The sequence below is a fragment of the Sulfuriroseicoccus oceanibius genome (assembly GCF_010681825.2).
Classification (GTDB): domain Bacteria; phylum Verrucomicrobiota; class Verrucomicrobiia; order Verrucomicrobiales; family SLCJ01; genus Sulfuriroseicoccus; species Sulfuriroseicoccus oceanibius.
Window position 1 is genome coordinate 410,076 of the sequence record NZ_CP066776.1, and the last position, 19,731, is coordinate 429,806.

The 19,731-nt window shown below is 58.5% G+C and carries 16 protein-coding genes; 7 read left to right on the forward strand and 9 right to left on the reverse strand.

Annotated features, from left to right (window positions below; all coding sequences use genetic code 11):
- Positions 1-278: 278 nt before the first annotated feature.
- Complete coding sequence (locus G3M56_RS01675) at positions 279-1,358, forward strand: GYF domain-containing protein (protein ID WP_164363852.1); 1,080 nt, start codon at positions 279-281, stop codon at positions 1,356-1,358.
- A gap of 212 nt (positions 1,359-1,570) precedes the next feature.
- On the opposite strand, the gene G3M56_RS01680 is transcribed toward G3M56_RS01675, so the two are convergent.
- Both G3M56_RS01680 and G3M56_RS01685 read right to left on the reverse strand, forming a co-directional pair.
- Positions 1,571-2,971, reverse strand: a complete 1,401-nt coding sequence (locus G3M56_RS01680; protein WP_164363851.1) for a sigma-54-dependent transcriptional regulator — start codon at positions 2,969-2,971, stop codon at positions 1,571-1,573.
- Between the two features lie 13 nt (positions 2,972-2,984).
- Positions 2,985-4,229: a two-component system sensor histidine kinase NtrB gene (locus G3M56_RS01685; RefSeq protein ID WP_164363850.1), complete on the reverse strand. Its 1,245-nt coding sequence runs from the start codon at positions 4,227-4,229 to the stop codon at positions 2,985-2,987.
- 128 nt (positions 4,230-4,357) lie between these two features.
- On the opposite strand from G3M56_RS01685, the gene cutA reads away from it, so the two are divergent.
- Positions 4,358-4,714 (forward strand): divalent-cation tolerance protein CutA, encoded by a 357-nt coding sequence (gene cutA, locus G3M56_RS01690; protein ID WP_164363849.1) that lies wholly within the window; start codon positions 4,358-4,360, stop codon positions 4,712-4,714.
- Between the two features lie 22 nt (positions 4,715-4,736).
- On the opposite strand, the gene G3M56_RS01695 is transcribed toward cutA, so the two are convergent.
- The 3 genes from G3M56_RS01695 to G3M56_RS01705 form a co-directional block, all read right to left on the reverse strand.
- Positions 4,737-5,108, reverse strand: a complete 372-nt coding sequence (locus tag G3M56_RS01695) for an FKBP-type peptidyl-prolyl cis-trans isomerase (RefSeq protein WP_235203527.1) — start codon at positions 5,106-5,108, stop codon at positions 4,737-4,739.
- A 440-nt stretch (positions 5,109-5,548) separates the two neighbouring features.
- Positions 5,549-6,736 carry a S8 family serine peptidase gene (locus G3M56_RS01700; RefSeq protein ID WP_164363847.1) on the reverse strand — a complete coding sequence of 396 codons (1,188 nt, stop codon included), beginning with the start codon at positions 6,734-6,736 and terminating at the stop codon, positions 5,549-5,551.
- A 157-nt stretch (positions 6,737-6,893) separates the two neighbouring features.
- Entirely contained in the window at positions 6,894-8,051 is a 1,158-nt protein-coding gene (locus G3M56_RS01705; protein ID WP_164363846.1) for a helix-turn-helix domain-containing protein, read from the reverse strand.
- 684 nt (positions 8,052-8,735) lie between these two features.
- Here G3M56_RS01705 and G3M56_RS01710 point away from each other — a divergent pair.
- The 3 genes from G3M56_RS01710 to G3M56_RS01720 all read left to right on the forward strand — a co-directional run bounded on the left by G3M56_RS01710 (position 8,736) and on the right by G3M56_RS01720 (position 14,676).
- Entirely contained in the window at positions 8,736-10,187 is a 1,452-nt protein-coding gene (locus G3M56_RS01710; protein WP_164363845.1) for an efflux transporter outer membrane subunit, read from the forward strand.
- A gap of 102 nt (positions 10,188-10,289) precedes the next feature.
- A complete protein-coding gene (locus tag G3M56_RS01715) occupies positions 10,290-11,519 on the forward strand; it encodes an efflux RND transporter periplasmic adaptor subunit (RefSeq protein WP_164363844.1) in 1,230 nt (409 codons plus the stop codon).
- A gap of 46 nt (positions 11,520-11,565) precedes the next feature.
- Entirely contained in the window at positions 11,566-14,676 is a 3,111-nt protein-coding gene (locus tag G3M56_RS01720; protein ID WP_164363843.1) for an efflux RND transporter permease subunit, read from the forward strand.
- A gap of 332 nt (positions 14,677-15,008) precedes the next feature.
- Here the strand turns inward: G3M56_RS01720 and G3M56_RS01725 are convergent, their stop codons facing one another.
- Positions 15,009-15,923, reverse strand: a complete 915-nt coding sequence (locus tag G3M56_RS01725; RefSeq protein ID WP_164363841.1) for a LysR family transcriptional regulator — start codon at positions 15,921-15,923, stop codon at positions 15,009-15,011.
- 72 nt (positions 15,924-15,995) lie between these two features.
- Here G3M56_RS01725 and G3M56_RS01730 point away from each other — a divergent pair, with 72 nt between their 5' ends.
- Together G3M56_RS01730 and G3M56_RS01735 are read left to right on the forward strand one after the other, a co-directional pair.
- The gene (locus G3M56_RS01730) at positions 15,996-16,943 is read left to right on the forward strand and encodes a metallophosphoesterase (protein WP_164363840.1); all 948 of its coding nucleotides are present in this window, start codon (positions 15,996-15,998) and stop codon (positions 16,941-16,943) included.
- Complete coding sequence (locus tag G3M56_RS01735; protein ID WP_235203528.1) at positions 16,940-17,857, forward strand: hypothetical protein; 918 nt, start codon at positions 16,940-16,942, stop codon at positions 17,855-17,857. The genes G3M56_RS01730 and G3M56_RS01735 overlap by 4 nt, the downstream gene beginning before the upstream one ends.
- A gap of 61 nt (positions 17,858-17,918) precedes the next feature.
- On the opposite strand, the gene ispF is transcribed toward G3M56_RS01735, so the two are convergent.
- The 3 genes from ispF to G3M56_RS01750 form a co-directional block, all read right to left on the reverse strand.
- The gene (gene ispF, locus G3M56_RS01740; protein WP_164363837.1) at positions 17,919-18,422 is read right to left on the reverse strand and encodes a 2-C-methyl-D-erythritol 2,4-cyclodiphosphate synthase; all 504 of its coding nucleotides are present in this window, start codon (positions 18,420-18,422) and stop codon (positions 17,919-17,921) included.
- 17 nt (positions 18,423-18,439) lie between these two features.
- The gene (locus G3M56_RS01745) at positions 18,440-19,219 is read right to left on the reverse strand and encodes an inositol monophosphatase family protein (RefSeq protein WP_164363836.1); all 780 of its coding nucleotides are present in this window, start codon (positions 19,217-19,219) and stop codon (positions 18,440-18,442) included.
- 95 nt (positions 19,220-19,314) lie between these two features.
- Positions 19,315-19,653 (reverse strand): YceK/YidQ family lipoprotein, encoded by a 339-nt coding sequence (locus tag G3M56_RS01750; RefSeq protein ID WP_164363835.1) that lies wholly within the window; start codon positions 19,651-19,653, stop codon positions 19,315-19,317.
- Between the last annotated feature and the right edge of the window lie 78 nt (positions 19,654-19,731).

The window sequence follows — 19,731 nt, forward strand, 5'->3', positions numbered from 1 at the left end:
TGCCGTACCCGATGGAGGCTAGGCTTGCGAAGTCCCTCAACAACGACAATTTCGGTCGGCACGAGGCAACCTTGAGTGATCGAGTTCGTCGCGAAGCGACAGCTTACCGGTTAGCCGGAGGGTTCAACCTCCGGATAGAAGTTCAAGAATATGGCGTCCCATCGGGACGGTTTATCCAGCGGGAAGCCTAACTCGGATCAATATCAGAGCGAATCTTCGATCACCGTCCCGCTCACTGAGCCTCGCAATCGCTCATAGGATGGCTATAGTCCCGCCCTATGAGCGAATGGTTCTACACCAGCAACGGACAATCCAACGGACCCGTTTCTTTCGAAACCCTGAAAAACCTGGCGGCCAGCGGCCACTTCACCAATTCGGAAAACCTGGTCTGGACCAAGGGCATGGACGAGTGGTCCCGCGCCGACCAGATCCCGGGGCTGCAACCATCCAGCACGCCACCACCACTCCCTGATGGCACCGGCTCCACGCCGTCGAACCCATACGCCGCCCCATCCACCGTCGGCTACTATGCTCCAGTCGGCCCCGCTCCCGACCGCGCGGACATCACCCCGGGAAGCTCTCCCATCGAACCCACCATGGCTCTCGCTGCAGGCTGGCGCGCACTGCGTAACAACGCCGGACCCGTCACGTTGTTCTGGATCGCCTTCGTCGCGGCCTCCATGGCAATCAACCTGATCTGCAACAGCATCTTCCCGCCGGTGTACGTCGATGTCTCAGGCTTTGACCTACCCTCCGAATTCTCACAAGCTCTCGCAACACAGCCTCAGGCCCACCCGGTCACGCAGGTGATCTCTTTCGTGGCCAACGGCATCCTGATGCTCTTCTTCTGCCGCTTCATGCTCAACGTGGTAACGCGTCAGGATCTCAGCGCCGGAAGCATCCTCGCCGAGAAATCCAAGGCGTGGAAAAATATCGCAGGCGGTATCCTTCTCTACGTCATTCTCATCGCTAGCGCCGTACCAGGCGGAGCCTTGGCGTTCGCCGGATTCACACTCGCCATGCAGGATTCTCCATTAGGTGTGCCATTGATCTTGGCCGGATCTTTGCTAGCGGTCTGCCTCTACATGTACTTCTTCGCCCGTTTGCTGTTCTACACCTACAGCATTGTCGACCGCAATTGTGGCCCGGTGGCGGCCCTCAAAGACAGCTGGAACATCACCCGCAACAACTTCTGGCGCCTCGCTCTGATCGGCCTCATCTATTTCGGACTCTTCTGCGCAAGCGGCCTCACCCTCTTCATCGGCCTCATCATTGTCATTCCATTGATGAGCCTCGTTGCGGCGGTCGCCTACCGCTGGCTGCGCGTTGGCGCTCATGCGGCAACCGACGTCCTCTAGCAGCAACCGCTCATACCAGCCCGGGACAACGTCACAGGGGGCGAAGACAACGACAACTCCGGTCGTCAGGATGCACGCCTAGGTGATCGAATCCGTCGCGAAGCGACAGCTTAGTGGTTAGCCGGAGGTTTCAACCTCCGGATAGGAGCGCAAGGATGAGGCGTCCCGTAGGGACGGTTTACAGGACTCCGGTAAACCCCACCTCCTCCCGCTCACAGATCCTTCAACTTGCGCTGCAACGTGCGGCGCGAAATCCCCAACAACTTGGCGGCTTCGGTGCGGTTGTCTTTACAACGCGCCAAAGCACGGCTGATCAACCGACGCTCCATCGCTTCCAGGTTGAACATGTCATCGCCCGAGTCCCCGGCGTCGAGAATGTCCGGCACGTCACGGCTCGGCGGCTGAGGAGTGGCATCCCGCGCCCCCTGCAACCGCAACGAACGACCACCGGTCAGCGCATCAGGCAAATCCCGAGGTTCAATTTGATCCCCCGTTGCCAACACCACCGCATGCTCCATCGCCGTGCGTAACTCACGCACGTTGCCTGGCCAGCCGTAGTCCAACAAACACTGACGCGCCGCATCCGACAGCGGCCGCACTTCCCGATTGTTCTCACGCGAGAACTCCTCAAGAAACGTTGTCGCCATCATCAAGATGTCCTCACGCCTCGCGCGCAGCGGTGGCATAGTTAGATGCACCACATTGAGTCGGAAATACAGATCCTCGCGGAACTCGCCCTTTTCCACCATTGCCTGCAGGTCGCGGTTGGTCGCAGCCACCACGCGCACATCGACCTTGATCGATTCATTGCCGCCCACGCGCTCGATCGTCCGCTCACCGAGCACCCGCAGCAACTTCACTTGGGTGGACTCATCGATCTCACCGATCTCATCGAGGAACAATGTCCCGCCCTGGGCCTGCTCGATGCGCCCGATCCGCCGTGTCGATGCCCCGGTGAACGCGCCTTTCTCATGGCCAAACAACTCGCTCTCCAACAACTGCGGAGACAATGCCGCGCAATGCACGATCACCAAACCGTCCTGCTTGCGCCCGCTGAGCTCATGCAGCGCGTGCGCCGCCAGCTCCTTGCCCGTGCCGCTCTCGCCCTCGACCAACACCGTGGCACGCGTCGGCGCCACTTGTTCGATCCGCTCCATCACCCCTGCCATCGGCGCAGACCGGCCAAGCAAACGCTTGAACGAGCGCTCCTGACGTTGCTTCGCCTTGAGCACGCGGTTCTCCTTCTCCAGCGATCGCCCACGGAGCGCCCGCTTCAGCAACATCTCAAGCTCGTCAATATTGAGCGGCTTGGTGATGAAGTCATACGCCCCCTGGCGCATCGCATCCACCGCAAGATCCACCGATCCATAGGCCGTCATCACAATGCAAATCGGAGGCTCGGGCAGTGCCAACACCTTGCCCAACAAATCCATCCCACTCTCACCCGCCAACCGCAGGTCGGTCAGAACGATATCCACTTGCTCGGACTTCAGCACTTCCATCGCCCCCGCGATGTCCGCCGCCACATAGACGTCGAAGCTATCCTCAAGCGACATCCGCAGTCCATCGCGGGTGTTCTTTTCGTCGTCGACTACCAATACGGTCACATCCATAAGCTAGAAAATTTCAATCATGTTCGATCGAGACATCAACATCAATCGCGCGGCGGCGAGACTCATGCTGCATCGGTTCTTCGGCAGCAGTCCCCTCCGAGCTCTCAAGATAGCGCATCCGCGGCTGTGCCAGAGGTAAGTTCAGCACCACGTTCATGCCACGATCCCGCTGGCTATCCAATGTGATGTCCCCGCCATGGTCGCGCACGATCCTGCGGACGATCATCAACCCAAGTCCAGTCCCCCCGGCCTTGGTTGTAAAGTACGGCTGGAAAATCTTGCCCATGTTCTCGCTAGGAATCCCTGGCCCATTGTCACGAATGGCAATCGACACCGCGACATCATCGGTCGAAGTCGCCACCCGCACTTTGCGCACCGGTGCCACTGTCTGAGAAGTCGCCTGCATCGCATTTCGCAACACATTGTACAATGCCTGCGTGATCTGGTTGGGATCCACTTCCAATCCCGGCAGCCCGGCTTCCAAATCACAACTGATCTCACAATCATTCGCGTCAAACTCAGGTCGCAGGAAGTGCACTGCGTCCTCTACCAACCGGTTGATGTCACACCACTCCCGCTGCGGACTCGTCGGCCGCACTGCGTGTAAAAACTGATCAATGATGAAGTCGAGCCGCTTGATCTCATCCTGTGCCGTCTTTACCAACCCACCCAACTCCTCGCGCAGCTCGGCTGGCAATTTGCGCATCTTCCTCTCGAGCAACTGCAAGTGGATCGTCAACGAATTCAATGGGTTACCCAACTCATGCGCCACCCCCGCTGCCAACAAGGTCATCATCGACTCACGGTCGCTCTCCAGCTTGCGCTCTTCCACCTGGCGATCGCGCGTCACATCCCGCACCAACATCACATAACCAACCAACTCCGACTCATCCTCACCGCCCCCGATCGGAGCCAGATAGAAGTTCAGAAACCGATGATCCGGATACGTTACTTCCAAATCACGGCTCACCACCCGCCGCTCATCTACCAAGGTCGCCCAATCCAACCCGTGGATCCTCCCAGCCACAGACTGCCCCAACGCCTGATCCTCGAGCATCCCAAACAATGTGCACGCCGAGTCATTCAAATACGTGATCGTTCCCTCCAAATCCAATACCAACACCCCCTCCTGCATCGCCTGGAACACACTCTCCATAAACCCACGCTCACGCAGCAAACGAAGCAACGTGTCCTGCACCTGGGCCGGATCCAAACGGTCCACCCGCTCGATCAATTTATCAAAGAATCCCGTCTTCATGATTCGTTGCTGCGCACTGTCACCTCCGTGCGACGATTTGTCACGCCCCGATGCTCCACACCTCACAATTTTGAGACACGGTGACTTGCTCCTGTGATCCAAGCCCGATTCTTGCTACCAAAGAAGACATGAGCGCGTCAGACTTCCCACCGCCACTCCTCGCTGTGACCACATTCCCCAGCGATCATATCGCAAGGGAAATCGCCAGTGTACTCATCGATCAAAAACTAGCCGCCTGCGTCAACCTCCTACCAGGCGCAACCTCCATCTACCGCTGGCAGGACCAGGTACACGCCGATGACGAAATCGTCGCGCTGATAAAAACCACCAGCGCCGTGTTCTCAGAGCTCAAGCTCCTACTCAACGACCTCCACCCCTACGACTCACCCGAACTCATCGCCATCAATATCGAAGATGGCCTCCCTGATTACCTCGGCTGGATCGTAGACGAAACAAGCGCCGACAGGAAACCCGCCGACGCTTGATCTAAAGAAGCTCTGGTAGCGCTTAGTTGATGCCGAACAACTCGACATCAAACACCAGCATACCCGCAGGATAACCCGGAGGCGGGTTCTCGCCGTATGCCAGCTTGGCAGGGATCCAGAAGCGACGCTTCTCCCCCACGGTCATCAACTGCAAGCCCTCGGTCCACCCACCGATCACTCCGCTCAATGGGAAGCTGATCGTCTGGCCACGCTCAACCGAGCTGTCGAAAAGCCGACCGTCTGTCGTCCATCCCGAATAGTGGACAGTCACGGTGTCCGTTGCTTTTGGGTGCTCGCTTCCAGTCCCTGGAGTAAGCACTTTCGAGGCCAGTCCGGATGCGGTCACATCCGCATCACTTGGCACGCCGCCGACGTCTGTTGGAGTTTCAATCATAGGCTTTCTGTTGTGGGGCATACCTGGGGCCTCTGCAAGTAAAACCATTCCTCCATCCAATCACGCCGCCCACCATTCACGATCCTTCAGGTCATTTGCAAACAAGACACCGACATTCCCTTTCAGCGACTCGCCAAATTGACCAAATCACCACCCCGATTACAGAAATCCACGCGCGTTCAAAAAAAGTACAAAGTTTTAGCCCCGACTCCGGATATACAAACGTAAAACCATTTGGACTCCCCCGATCCAAACAACGTTCAACATCAAAACGTCCAAGTCCATGAGTCTCAAAGTTCAATTCGCGCCCCTGATCGCCATCGCTCTCAACATCGCCTTGTGGAGCGCCATTGTTTGGTACCTGATTAAATAACACCAAAGGACCACCCCGCTTCTCCTAGCAAGGGAGCCACTCTCGGCAACAACGAGTGCCACACCGCTCACTGAGCATCGCCGGCTTCCACGGCAAGCTGCGACTCCACCCGTTCCCGGGCTTCTTTCAATGTGAGCCCCTCTTTTTCCGCAACCGCTGCGATCATGCCACTCACTACTCCAGCGGCCATTGAGGTCCCCGCGGAAAGGTAAGTGGAACTCTCGTAATCGAAGCGCACCAGCCCCGGCGCTCCGACATCCACGAACTCGCCGCGGTTCGCATAATCGGCGTAGCGCCCGTCCGGCTCCACCGACGTCACCGCAAGCACTTCCGGGTAAGCGGCAGGATAAACCTCGGCAGTTACAGGCTCGTTGCCTGCCGCGCCAACGAAGATCACTCCGAGTTCATCTCCGACGGCTACCACATCTTGTAACAACCCACTCTGAGCGTCCGAACCGAGGCTCAGGTTAACCACGGCGGCTCCTTGTTCGATGGCGTCCGCCACTCCCTGCGCCACCTGATAACTACTGGTAGTCGCAGCGCCACCATAAATATCCACCGGCAAAATCTTCACCGAGGATTCGGCGGACTCACCCAACACCGAAGAAAGCCCGACCATCATCGACGCCGCAACCGCATCCCCATGAGTCGGTTGACCGGCCACAGCCGCCACACCATCAACACCAAGCACAAATCCCTCCGCACCACGCAGCGGAGCTGAGACCGACGTGTCCACCAAACCAATCACCAGTGGCGAATCACTATCAATAGGCTTCAGCTGCTTGTCGGAGAACACCCCACCCGCTTCCGTTCCAGTCAGTGCAATCGCCGGCGGCGGAGTAACAACGTAGTTCGATTCAATCCGCGTCACCCCGCGGTCCCCGGCCATCGCTTGCCGGGCCTCACGGGCAAGATCTGCCGAACCAAAACGCAACCGATACGCCCCGACCGCAGGCATTTCCCCAACCACGTCCGCCCCATAATGAGCCGCAATCTGCGCGCCACTCACCCCGTCAGGCAAGATCACCACAAGCTCGTCCGCAATAACCCGACGGCTCTCGTCTGACGGAACCTCACTCCCCACCAGCACCCTACCGCTCGCAGCGCGCACGCGCCCGGACCAAACCAATGGTCTCGGGCTTACGTTCACTTCATTCATCTCGCGTGGCGCCGGCTCGGCTTGCGCACTGTCCGCCACTGGCCGCTGCCGCAGCCACAAGACCGCCAACACCGAAACCAGGCAAGCAGCTCCCAAGATAAGAAGTTGTCGCACACCCATCATCACTCACTCAAATTCAATCGACTGCGCAAAAAAAAACAACCACCCACACTCTCCGATCGACGATATCCGAAGTCGACAAAAAAAGCGGGCTCCACTCGGGAGCCCGCTCATCATAAATCGTAAAAAACCATCAGGCGTGAGCCGTGCGGTATGCGCCCGGCGTCTTCTTGAACTCACGCTTGAAGAACACCATGAACGGCCGCGGATCATCAAAGCCAACCGCACGCGCCACTTTCGCCACCGGAAGATCAGTGCGGGTCAGCAACTCACGCGCCTTCTCTGCGCGGATGCGGCGAATGTCCTGCGCCGGCGAAACTCCGGTCAGTTCGCGGTAACGCTTCTCAAGCGTCGGACGCGACATATCCACGCGGCCCAGAAGTTCTTCCACGGTGATGCCTTCGCACGCGCGCTCTTGGATGATCTGACGGATGCGCTCAATGCTGCGGTCGATTGGATCGTCACCGAGCGTCGATGCCCGCGCATGCAGACCGGAAACCGGAACGCGCACCACCTGCTTCTCAGGGGCGTCGCCTTCCATCATCTGCTCAAGCATTTCCATGCCATGCCGCGCGATCTCTTTGCTGTCCTGCACCAATGCAGACAACGGAGGATCACAAAACTGAGTCTTGATCGTGTCGCTCGGTGCCAGAATCCCAGCTTCGCCAGGAATCGACAGCCCGATCTCTTTGCAGAAATTGCACAGGAACACCGCGTCATCGGAACGCATCGTCAGCAAGCCAAATGGACGGCGCAACGAACGGAACTGCTTCTCCAACTTCACATAGCCCACAGAACCTGGCTCGAAATCGGTGTGCACATTGGCCGGCAATTCAATCGCGTTGAATCCCTTCATCCCATAAGAGGCACACAACCGCTTCATCAATCGCACCATACGTCCGCCCTCACGCGCTCCCTGTGGTACCGCCAACACGATATCCTGGAACGAAAGATGCTGGAAGTGACGCAATGCCAGACGCCCCATCGACAAAATGTCCGAGCTCACCGTGGTGAACGGGTCATTGTGCCACTCAGGGTGCAATTTCACCGTAGGAATCCCCATCGCAAGGATCAGGTCCGCTCGTGGATCCCCCTCGTCCATCGCCATCAAAATGCCGTCCGGACGCCATTGCGCCGGGAAGAAAAGCTCGGAATTGCCACGTGTGAGCGGGAAATCCCGGAACTCACAACGCTGGCGGATACCAGCTACTGAGAAAACGCCCTCGATAAAACGGCTGGAGGTTTCACACCATTCTTTGTGCAGGAGGGCGACGCGCTTTCGTTCGATCATCGGTTCGGGTGCAGGGGTTGGAATTTAATGGGCGATCCGGTTCGGGGGGGGAGAGATGGATCGAGACCATCAGCAAGAGACTTTGCCGAATAGACCGGGATTCAAGCAAAGCGTCCTCCGCATGGTCAACGCCTATCTTATAAAAATTATAGTGAGTGGGAATATTTCTAGAAAAAGAGAATCAGCCTTGAGCCGAGCGGCAAGATTAGCCGCGAATCACTGGAAATCAAATGGTTCCATCCCAAGGGATACGCCATAAGATGCATACATGAGACTCTCAAATTTACGGAAAATTTAAAAGCATACCGACAATTTTCATTCTAACTTCCCATTCCGTTCTAGAAAATAGAGCCATCGGGAGGCACGGAAACGTACGTTTGATTCAATTCAACCGCAGGAGCCACCCCAAATTCATAGCTGTATCGAACGACTGACACAACTGCCGCTCGTTCAACTGGTACGCTCCGGCTTCACCGACGGCAGCTCCCCGCAGAAAGAGGAACTTGGCACACGCCCCTCAAACAAGCCCCGAAGCCCAAGGCATCTCCATTCCTCCGGTAGATCGGCGACTCGCCCCAAACCCGCTCCGATTTCACCTCTAATAGATTAGGGGCAACCCTCGCTAACCTCTGCCATCAGAATAGAATGGACAAATCTAGCGATCCTTCGGATTGTGACACGACTATGTCCAGCCGGATCCGAATTCCATCCATCGCCGGTGCCATGGCCGCTCCATTGGCAGCACTCGCTCTCAACAGCTGTATGATCGTGGGTGAGAACTACGCACCACCCGAGCTGGTGACACCGGATACCTGGCACCAAAGCCTCGCCAGCGACCTGCGATCCAGCACCTCGTCGCTTGAGAAGTGGTGGACCAAGCTCAACGATCCGACTCTGGACGAGCTGATCGAAAAGTCCGCCGATGCGAACCCGAGCGTGAAAATCGCGTTGGAGCGGGTGGTGGAAGCACGTGCCGCCCGTCGGGTCGCCCGTAGCGCGCTGTTCCCATCAGTCGATGGGGAAGGGGGAGTGAGCCGCAGTAAGAGCAGTGCGAATACCGAGCCCCGATCACCCTTCGGTGGTCAGGAGTTCGACCAGTGGACCGCGGGCGCAAACGCCGGATGGGAACTCGACTTCTTTGGCGGTGTCCGCCGCGCGGTGGAATCCGCAGACGCTTCGGCTGAGGCCATCGAAGAGGCCTACCGCGACACCATGGTGACCTTGTACGCGGAAGTCGCTCAAAGTTATATCGATATTCGCACATTCGAGCGTCGGCTGGAGTTGGCCCAGAACAACATCGAGGTCCAAAGGTCTTCGCTCGGGATCGCCGAAGAGCGTTTCGGTGCCGGACTCGTCCCCGAGTTGGACGTCAGTCAGGCCCGCTCCATCCTCGCCAGCACCCGTGCCGCGATCCCATTCCTGCGCGAGCAACGCACCTTGGCCATCAACCGCCTCGCCGCTCTGCTGGGTACTTATCCAAACGAAGCGGAGAAACTGATCGCCAAATCACGTGGTATCCCTTCGCCCGGAGCGAACGCCGGCATCGGCTTGCCCGCCGACCTGCTGCGCTCGCGACCGGATGTTCGCCAGGCAGAGCGCGAACTCGCAGCCCAGACCGCCCGCATTGGTGTGGCCGAGGCAGATCTCTATCCACGTTTTGCGCTGGGTGGAACGTTCGCCTTCCAGTCGGCAAATGGATCGAACCTCTTGGATTCGGACTCCAGCACCTACTCGTTCGGACCCTCATTCCGCTGGAACCTGTTCAACGCGGGCCGTGTCCGCAATCTGGTGAAAATTGAGGAATCACGCACCAAACAAGCGCTCTACGCTTACGAAAACGCCGTGCTCAAAGGCGTGGAGGATGTCGAAAACAATCTCGCATCCACCTACCACGAGCGCGATCGCTATCGTGCCCTCGTGAACGCAGTCGATGCCGCCCAACAAACCGTGGATCTGGTAACCACCAGCTACACCGAAGGTCTGGTGGACTTCCAAAATGTACTCGACGCCCAGCGCACCATTCTCACGCGTCAGGATGAGGCCGCCGTCAGCAAGGGCCGCATCGCCAGTGCCTACGTCCGCCTGTACAAGGCACTCGGTGGAGGCACCAAAATGAGCAAAGAGATAACAAAATAGGCCGCCCCCTCGGTCTACTTTTTTCGCTGTGTGACGAGGTCTGCAGTGGCTGAGGCGTCCTGTCGTTCGTAACCAATGACAACGTCTCGATCCACCACGCTCATGACCCGACAACACATCATAGTCTCACTCGCCGCTGTGGCGGCGGTTTTCACCATCTGCGGCTGCGGCGGGAAAAACGAATACGCGCCACCACCGACCGCTCCACCGGTGACGGTAACCACCCCGGAGATTCGTGACGAAGTGGTCTATCGCACGTTCCCTGCGACCACGGCGGGTGTGGCGGAAGTGGATATCCGGGCCAGGGTGCGCGGAGTGCTTGAGGAGCGCACCTTCCAAGAGGGTGCTGTCGTTAAAGAAGGGGAGCGGTTGTTCCTCATCGAGCAGGACCAATACGAGGCCGCGGTGCAAGCGGCCACTGCCGATGTCAGCCGCGCCAAGGCCGCCTTGGATCTGGCCAAGACGAACCTCGGGCGCCTCCAGCGCGCCGGTGCACGTGCCGTCTCCGAGCTCGACATCGAGACCGCCCAAGCCCAGGTCGCCGAAGCGCAGGCCGTACTCAACCAAGCCGAAGCCAAACTCGATACCGCCAAGCTCGACCTCTCCTACACCGACATCAAAGCACCAGTCTCCGGCCGTATGTCGCGCGCATTGGTGGATATCGGAAACCTCGTTGGCAACAACGAAGCCACTCTGCTGACGACCATCATCAATGACGAGGAGATCCGCGTCTTCTTCGAGGTACCCGAGCGCCAAATGCTTGAGTTCTACCGTTACCGGGCCAACAAGGCCGCCGAGGGCATCAACAACAAAGACGTCATTGAAAAAGTCCGCCTCGAACTCGCCGACGGTACCATTTATGGCGAACTGGGTGAGATCGATTTCATTGACAACCGGGTCGACGAAAGCTCACGCACCGCCAGTATCCGAGCGATCTTCCCGAACCCTGAGTACAAACTGGCATCGGGGCTTTTCGCCACCATCGGCTATCCCGAGAAAATCAAAGACGCGGTGCTCATTCCAGCGCTCGCGGTGATGCAGGACCTGGAAGGGGACTTCGTCTGGGTCGTGGATGAAAGCGACACCGTGCGGCTGCGCCGGGTAGAGACAGGAGCCGTGGTCACCGTGAAGTCGGATGACCCGAACGTACCGAATCGACGTGAGGTGATTATTCAAAAAGGGCTGGGCAAGGACGACCGCGTCATCGTCGCCGGATTGCAACGGGCGCGCGACGGCTCGCAAGTCACACCAACGATGGCGGAAAACAACGCGGTGAAACCAGAGCAACCCGCCGAGCTCAAACTCCAGAAAGAGCAGGCCACCCAGCAATAAAGGCAACAGTGGATGAGCCCATCATCCCGGAACCCCTCGCTCGGATATGTTTAGCAAATTCTTCATCGACCGCCCGGTCTTCGCCTCGGTGGTCTCGATCGTCATCGTGGTGCTTGGGGCGGTGGCTCTGGTTGCGCTACCCGTTGCCCGCTACCCGGATCTGGCACCGCCCACGATCCAGGTCTCATGCACCTACGCCGGGGCCGACGCACGCACCGTGTCCGATACCGTCGCCGCCACCATCGAAAAGGAAGTCAACGGGGTGGAGGGCATGATCTATATGTCCAGCGTGTGCGCCAACGATGGTAGCATGAACCTTACGGTCACCTTTGAATCAGGCACAGACCTGGACATCGCCAACGTCCTGGTCCAGAACCGCGTCGCAGTCGCCCAATCGCGCCTGCCGGAAGAAGTCAAACGTACCGGGGTCACCGTCAAAAAGCGCTCGACCGACACCGTGCTCTACGCCGGCCTGATCTCGCCAGACGGCACCTATGATGATGCTTTTCTGAGCAACTACGCCAACTTGAACATCCGCGACGAAATCTACCGCGTGCCCGGGGTGGGGGACGTCACCGTCTACGGCACCGGCGAGTTCTCCATGCGCATCTGGCTCAACCCGGATCAACTGCGCGCCCGTAAACTCGCCGCCTCCGACGTCATCTCCGCGGTCCGCGAACAAAACATCCAGGTCGCCGCAGGAAAAATCGGCGCGGCCCCATCACCGGAAGGCACCGCATCCGAATACGTGCTCAGCACCACAGGCCGCCTCAGCGAGGTCAGTGAATTCGAAAACATCGTCGTCGCCACCACCGAGGGCGGACGCACCGTGCGCCTGCGCGACGTCGCCCGCGTCGAACTCGGCTCCAACGTCTACAATTTCTCATCCCGCCTCACCGGAGCCGACTCCGCTACCATCGCCATCTTCCAGATCCCGGGCTCGAACGTGATCGAAGTCGCCGATGGCGTGAAAGAAACACTCGCCCGGTTGAAGAAAGATTTCCCAGCAGGCGTCGACTACCACATCGTCTATGACTCCACCGACGTCATCAACGCGTCGATCAAGGAGGTCATCACCACACTCATCGCCACGTTGATCCTGGTGGTGCTCACGGTCTACATTTTCCTCCAGAACGCACGCGCCACCCTGATCCCGGCCGTCGCTATTCCGGTGTCATTGATCGGCACGTTTTTCGTCCTGCTCCTGCTCGGCTTCTCTCTCAACCAGCTCACCCTCTTCGGACTGGTGCTGGTCATCGGCATCGTCGTGGACGACGCCATCATCGTGGTCGAAAACACCTTCGTCCATCTGGAGAAAGGGCTAACAGGGAGGGAAGCCGCAACCGCCGCCATGAAAGAAGTCTCCGGCCCGGTGGTCGCCACTACCTTGGTGCTTCTTTCGGTTTTCGTGCCCATGACCATGATGGAAGGCATCACCGGCACCATGTTCAAACAATTTGCCGTGACTATCTCGGTGGCGACTGTCTTCAGCTCGATCTGCGCGCTCACCCTGAGTCCGGCCCTTTGCGGGATCCTGCTGAAAAAGCCACCGGGCGAAGCGAAAGGCCTCTACAAAGCCTTCAACTCCACACTCGCCGGTGCCAACAAAGGCTATGTCGCCATCGTACGCCGCACCTTGAAGCTGGTCGCGTTGGCGGTGATTCTATTCATCGGCGGCACGGTGCTCGCTGTGATGGGATTGGGCGGACTGCCCACCGGCTTCGTGCCTCAGGAGGATGAAGGCTACTGCATGATTAACATTCAGCTGCCCGACGGCGCCTCGGTCCAGCGAACCGACGAAGTCACCCGCCACGCGGAAGAACTGCTCTCCCAAATCGACGGGGTCAAAGACTACCTCGTCGTTAATGGGTACTCGATCGTCGACAGCGCCGTCGCCCCGAATACCGCGTTCATTCTGGTCACCTTCGATCCCTGGGATGATCGCAAAACTCCCGCGCTCCATCAGGATGCGCTGATCCCGAAGATCAACCAAAGCCTCGCCTCGATCCAGGAAGCCTCCGCATTCGCATTCCCAATGCCGTCTCTGCCTGGGGTCGGCATGTCCGGTGGATTCACCTTCATGCTCCAGGACCGCCAGGGCGCGGGGCTTGAGCAACTGCAAGCCGTCGCCGGTCAACTCAGTCAGGAAGCCACCGCACAATCTGGAATCGCCGGTGCCCGCTCCACCTTCCGTTCGTCGGTGCCGCAGTTATTCATCGACATCGACCGCGAGGCGGTAAAGCGCACCGGAACCTCAATGACCTCGGTTTTCGACACTTTGCAGATCTATCTCGGGTCTGCCTACATCAATGACTTCACGTTGTTTGGCCGCGTCTACCGTGTGACTGCCCAGGCCGATGGTGTGTTCCGCTCGGTTCCCAATGACGTCAACAAACTGCAACTCCGCGGCTCCAATGGTCAGATGATCCCTCTGGGGGCCGTGGCGGAAGTACGGGAAATCCTCGGACCACAAACCATCACCCGTTTCAACATGTACCCGGCCGCCCGTATCATGGGCAACCCAGCACCAGGCTTCAGTTCGGGACAAGCCATGGCCATCATGGAAGACATGGCCGACAAGAACCTGCCACCATCAATGGGCTACAGCTGGTCGGAGCTCTCATTCCAAGAGAAACAAGCCGCCGGTGGAATGGGCGCGATCTTCCTCTTCTCCATCCTGATGGTCTACCTGGTGCTCGCCGCCCAATACGAAAGCTGGACGCTCCCGATCTCGGTCTGTCTGGCGGTTCCCGTGGCCTTGCTCGGGTTGATTGCCGCCATCATTGCCCGCGGCATGGACAACAACGTCTACACTCAGATCGGCATCGTCTTGTTGATTGGACTTTCCGCCAAAACCGCCATCCTCCTCACCGAGTTCGCAGCGGTCAAGCGAGCCGAAGGCATGAGCATTTTCGACGCCGCCTGTGAAGCGGTCAAACTGCGCTTCCGTGCCGTACTCATGACCGCCCTCTCGTTTGTTCTTGGCGTCATCCCACTGGTCATCGCCTCCGGCGCCGGCGCGGAATCACGCCAGATCCTCGGCACCGCCGTGCTCGGCGGCATGCTCGCCGCCACCATCCTCGGCATGGCCATCGTCCCGATGCTCTATTACGTGGTCCAATCGATCACTGAGAAACTGACCAGCAAAGGGAAATAGCCCGATCTAAACGGTCACCACCTGCCGGATCGCTAAAAATTCCGCATATCGGAAGATCAGGGTGCATCCACCCACAAATGGCAGGCGTAGAGCACTTCGCCGCCGGCCTCCTCTGCAATCCCCCAATCAAGGATTTCCCCAGGATGTGCCAACGGCCCACCGGAAGCCCGCCTGCCCAACACAGGTTCCGGACTTCCACCCGAAGTTGCATCTAGCAACTCAACAAAGGAGGCCACGGACTCAACATCCGCGGCCTCTTATTTGTTACAGAGAACGAGTAGCCCGCTCAAAACCGACTGCAGAAAAGTTACAGCAATCGCGATTGCCATCACCTATTGAGGAAAGTTCAGCGAAAGGGCGTCAGCCATCCGGGTGACCGATACCGATCGAATTCCCCGCGTTTCCAGCGAGCGGGAGTTCCAGGCTAACACAAGCTGACGCCGGTACGGCTTCTTGGTTGGAAGCGCGAACGATTCGACAGACGCGCGGCTCAACCGATCGGCAAAAGCGGTGTGGGCGATCTCCGGCAAAATACCACAAGCGGTGCCCGACGAAATCAACGACGCCACCTGAATCAAGCTCGTGCATTCCACCGTCCGCCCGGAGGCTTTGACCTTGCCCGCATTGAGCAGATCGTGGGTAGCTTTCGCAAGCTGCCCCCCTGATGCCAGAATCGCCATCGGCAGCCGTTGCGGGCTCTTTCCCCTAGGGACGAAGAGCTTGTAACCAAATCCCGCCAATGCGACGTGGTGGATCGTTTTCGGGCAGTTCTTCAGCGCATCGTCCCGCACCACGAGAAAGTCGAGCTTGCCGGTGCGCAGTTGCTCGACTCCCTCAGCGCTTCGAACATTCGAGAGCTTCCAGTCAAACCGTGGCCCGAGAATCTCACTCCACTCGCCGAGGGACGGCGCAAGCAGCCATTCGACCACACTCGCCCCAGCTCCGACAGTCAGCGTCCGGCGGATGTCGTGAGCTTTGGCGGCGAATGCCTCCAAGGCCGAAAACTGCGAGCGAATGATTACCGCCAACTCCTCACCAGCCTCGGTAATCTCCAACCCATGACCAACGCGACGGGTCAGCTGTGCCCCGAAGAACTCTTCGAGCTCACGGATCTGGCGGCTGAACAAACTCTGCCGGGACGGGTCACGATCAGCGGCATCCGCGATACTCCCGGCTTCTGCAACGCGCAGAAAGTTATGCAGCCGGTCGATCGACAATCCATGACGGGAGAGAAGGGAGTCAAACACAACTTTATAGTCATATACCCTGCTATCCCAATCAATGCATAGTCACACTCATTTCCCTACCTTGGGGACGTGATGAGAAAACAACACTACGACGTAATTGGAGACATCCACGGAGCCTACCGTCAGCTCAAACAAATGCTCACCCACCTGGGCTATGTCAGACCCAACGGCCGCTGGACACACCCCGCAGGCCGCAAGCTTGCCTTCCTGGGTGACTTCATCGACCCGAAATACGACGGCGACCACGACGTCCCAGCCGTCCTCGAAACGGTGAAGTGCCTGTGCGACGACGGCATTGCCGTGGCCGTGATGGGGAACCACGAGTACAACGCGGTCTGCTATGCCACCAAAGGGCATGACGGCGAATGGCTGCGCCCGCACAACGAACGCAATGCCCGCCAGGTACGCATGACCCTCGATCGCTTTGACGGCGGCTTTGAGAGCGCCGCCTGGCAGGGCTGGGTCGATTGGTTCCGGACCCTGCCAATGGCGCTCGACTTGGGCGGCATGCGGATGGTCCACGCCTGCTGGCATGAGGAAATGCTCGGCCGTCTGAACGGGCAGACGCTCGAAGACCATGAGTTCCTAGTTCGCTCGGCCACCAGAGGGCACGACGACTATGAGGCGGTGGAGGTGGTTCTCAAAGGAATTGAGCTGCCTATCGCCAACGGTGCCAGCTACGTCGACCACACCGGCACCGAGCGCTTCAACTTCCGCGTCAAATGGTTCGACACCGAGCCCGCTGGCCGCACCTGCCGTGACTTGGCGTTCCCATCGGGCGTCTTCGACGTGCCGGACGAGCCCATCACCGACGACATGCTCGGCGATGTCATCGGCTACGACAGCGCTGCTGTGCCGGTCTTCATCGGCCACTACTTCAAACCGACCGACAGCGCACTGAGCCCGGATTCGACCAACCTCGCCTGCCTCGACCACAGCGTCGCCAAAGGTGGACCGCTGATCTGCTACCGCTGGTCAGGGGAAACAACCCTCAAACCGGAGAACTACGTAGCGGCATGAGCATGAGCCAAGACAATCTAAAACGGGTGATGCGGTTCCTCGATGAGCGGATGGAATTCGAGAACCTGCCGCCCGGGACTGACAAGCACACCGCGCTGATGCTGAAGCTTGCAGCACTTGAGCGGGCGATCGACGCCATCCGCCTGCACCACGAGGTTCAGGGGAGGGGGAACTTAACCTGCCCCCCATCCCCCGGCTGCTTGGAGGTTCGCTCACGCAGCCCAATCAGCTTCGATGAGTTTCTCCTCTGCCACTGGAACGAACCGGAGAAACCCAACTCACCGCGCGGGCATGGCCGCTTTCACCTCGCCTTCCCTCTGCTCAAGTTCATCTTCAAAAACCGCGACAAAAGGTGGAGCGTCCACTCGATGACCCGTGCATTCATCCGGGAAAACCACGAGCGCTGGACTCCCTTCGACCTGGCGCGGACCTCCACCGGCGCAGTACGACTGGAGACCAACATCAAAATGGCGGCACATCACCTCCGCCGCTACGGCCTCCTACTCTTCACAAAGGACGAGGCATTCAAGCGCTGGCGATTGTCGGTGCTGGGTATCGTCGTCGCGGACCGCATCCCCGACGAGATCATGTGGTTCGACAAACAGGGCAATGACTCGTGGGAGTGGAACTTCCTCGGCAACGCCATCTGGGTTATCGCCGATGTCCAGAATGTCCCCGACATCATCGAGAGCCTGGAACGCTACGCCAAACTTGAGGTCGAAGGCTTCTGGGATGAGCGGCAGGCATTCCTCACCACGACCATGAAAACCATCGACCAGTATCAACGCCTTCCCCAGATGCCTCGGCAACAGCGGAACAGGTACATCAATGAGGTCCGGGCTATGTTCTACAAACTCGCGCTCTCAAAAGAGTCGGTTGAGCTCGCTCAAGTGCTTTGCAGGGGGGCGAAATAGAGCCCCCTCGGCAAAGCACCACGGGAAAGTCGGTGAGTTACGACTACTTTCACGATACAAATCACCCCAACACTGAAGCACTCGCCATGGCGGCGATCCCTTCGCTGCGGCCGACAAAGCCCATCTTCTCGTTGGTTGTCGCCTTGATGCCGATACGCTCGGCGGGAAGTCCGAGCACCTCGCCGATCTTCTCTTTCATCGCATCGACATGAGGGAGCACCTTCGGTTTCTCCGCGATCAACGTGCTGTCGATGTTTACGATCACCGCATCGCGAGCCGCCAACTCCTCTGCCACCTTGCGCAGAATTTCCAAACTGCTAATCCCTTCAATTGTCGGATCCGACGGTGGGAAAAAGTGCCCGATGTCCGGCAGACCGACGGTACCCAGCAAGGCGTCGGCAATCGCGTGACACAGCACGTCGGCATCGGAATGTCCGAGCAGACCGACGTCGCTAGGGATCTCGACACCACCGAGGATGCACTTGCGGCCCTCGGCGAACTGATGAACGTCATAACCGATGCCCGTGCGGTAATGCGGACCTGGAGGAAGTGTGTTGGCTGCCATAATGCGTGTGATAGTGCTTAGAGGTGGTACTTCTCCAACGGAAGCTTGCCATTGGAAGAACAAATCGAGAATTTCTCACCGCGATCGTCGCGCGGAGTGACGTGCGTGGTGCCTCCCGCGGCATCCACCAGCAACAAACCAGCCGCAATGTCCCACGTGCTGATCTGTTCTTCGATATAAGCATCGAGGCGGCCGCAGGCAATGTACGCCATGGCCAGTGCCGCGCTGCCCATCATCCGGGTTTTGCGCACTTGGTGAGAGATTTCCTTGAAGCGCTCGAAGCCCTCGTCGATCGACTCCTTGCTCTTGGAGAAGCCGACGGTCACGATCGAATCGCTCAGCTCATCGCGCTCGCTGACTCGGATCTCTTTGCCATTGCAGGTCGGCATACCGCCCTTGGTCACGACGAACATTTCGTCCAAATTCGGATCGTAGATCACGCCGATCAACGTGTCGCCCTGGTAGCGCAGAGCAATCGAGACACAGAAGTGAGGGATGCCATAAAAGAAGTTCACCGTCCCGTCGATCGGATCCACGATCCATTGAAAGGGACTGCCCGCATCGCCATCGACGCCTTCCTCACCGAGCAACGCATGCCCCGGAAACGCGGCCAGCAAGCGCTTGGTGATCAACTCCTGGCTCTCACGGTCAAGCGCCAGCTTGATGTCGTACGCCAGCTTTGAGTCGACCTCCAAGTCCGAGCCAAAGTGTTTGCACAACAGTTCACCCGCTTCACGTGCGGCGGACTGGGCAACGTCTAGAAATGCGTTCAGGTCGGTCGTCGGGATCTCGCTCATGATGACAAAGGCTCCCTCACTGGTAACACGCACCACCACAATTGCGAACCAGGAAGGGGAGGGATCTCGATCCGCACACCTTCGTACCATCCACGTCAGTCGTCAGGCAGTTCCCTGGTACTCTGAGGTCTAGGTTCGCCTACGCGCCGGATGTGGATCAGATCGTAAGGAAGCATTACCGTATCCGTCAGCAACGAGAATGGAAGATCCGCGACATAAAGAGGAATCCACCATGGCTTGAAGAGAAAATCAAACGAGTCAGGCCCCGTCGGTTGGTAGCAAACGGCAGCAAGAGCAATAAAGCTGACGTCCACCGCCGTCGCAGAATAGGGATACGCATACCCACGATCGTACTTCGACGTAGACGCGCAACTCGCGTTGAAAACGAGTGCCGCTGCCGCGCCAACAATTCTGAACAATACCTTCGGTTTCACAGCATTAAGATTTCACAGCATTTCATCGTAGCAGTACCCACTGCGCTCCCAGAGGAATCCCCGCTAATCCGCGTCATC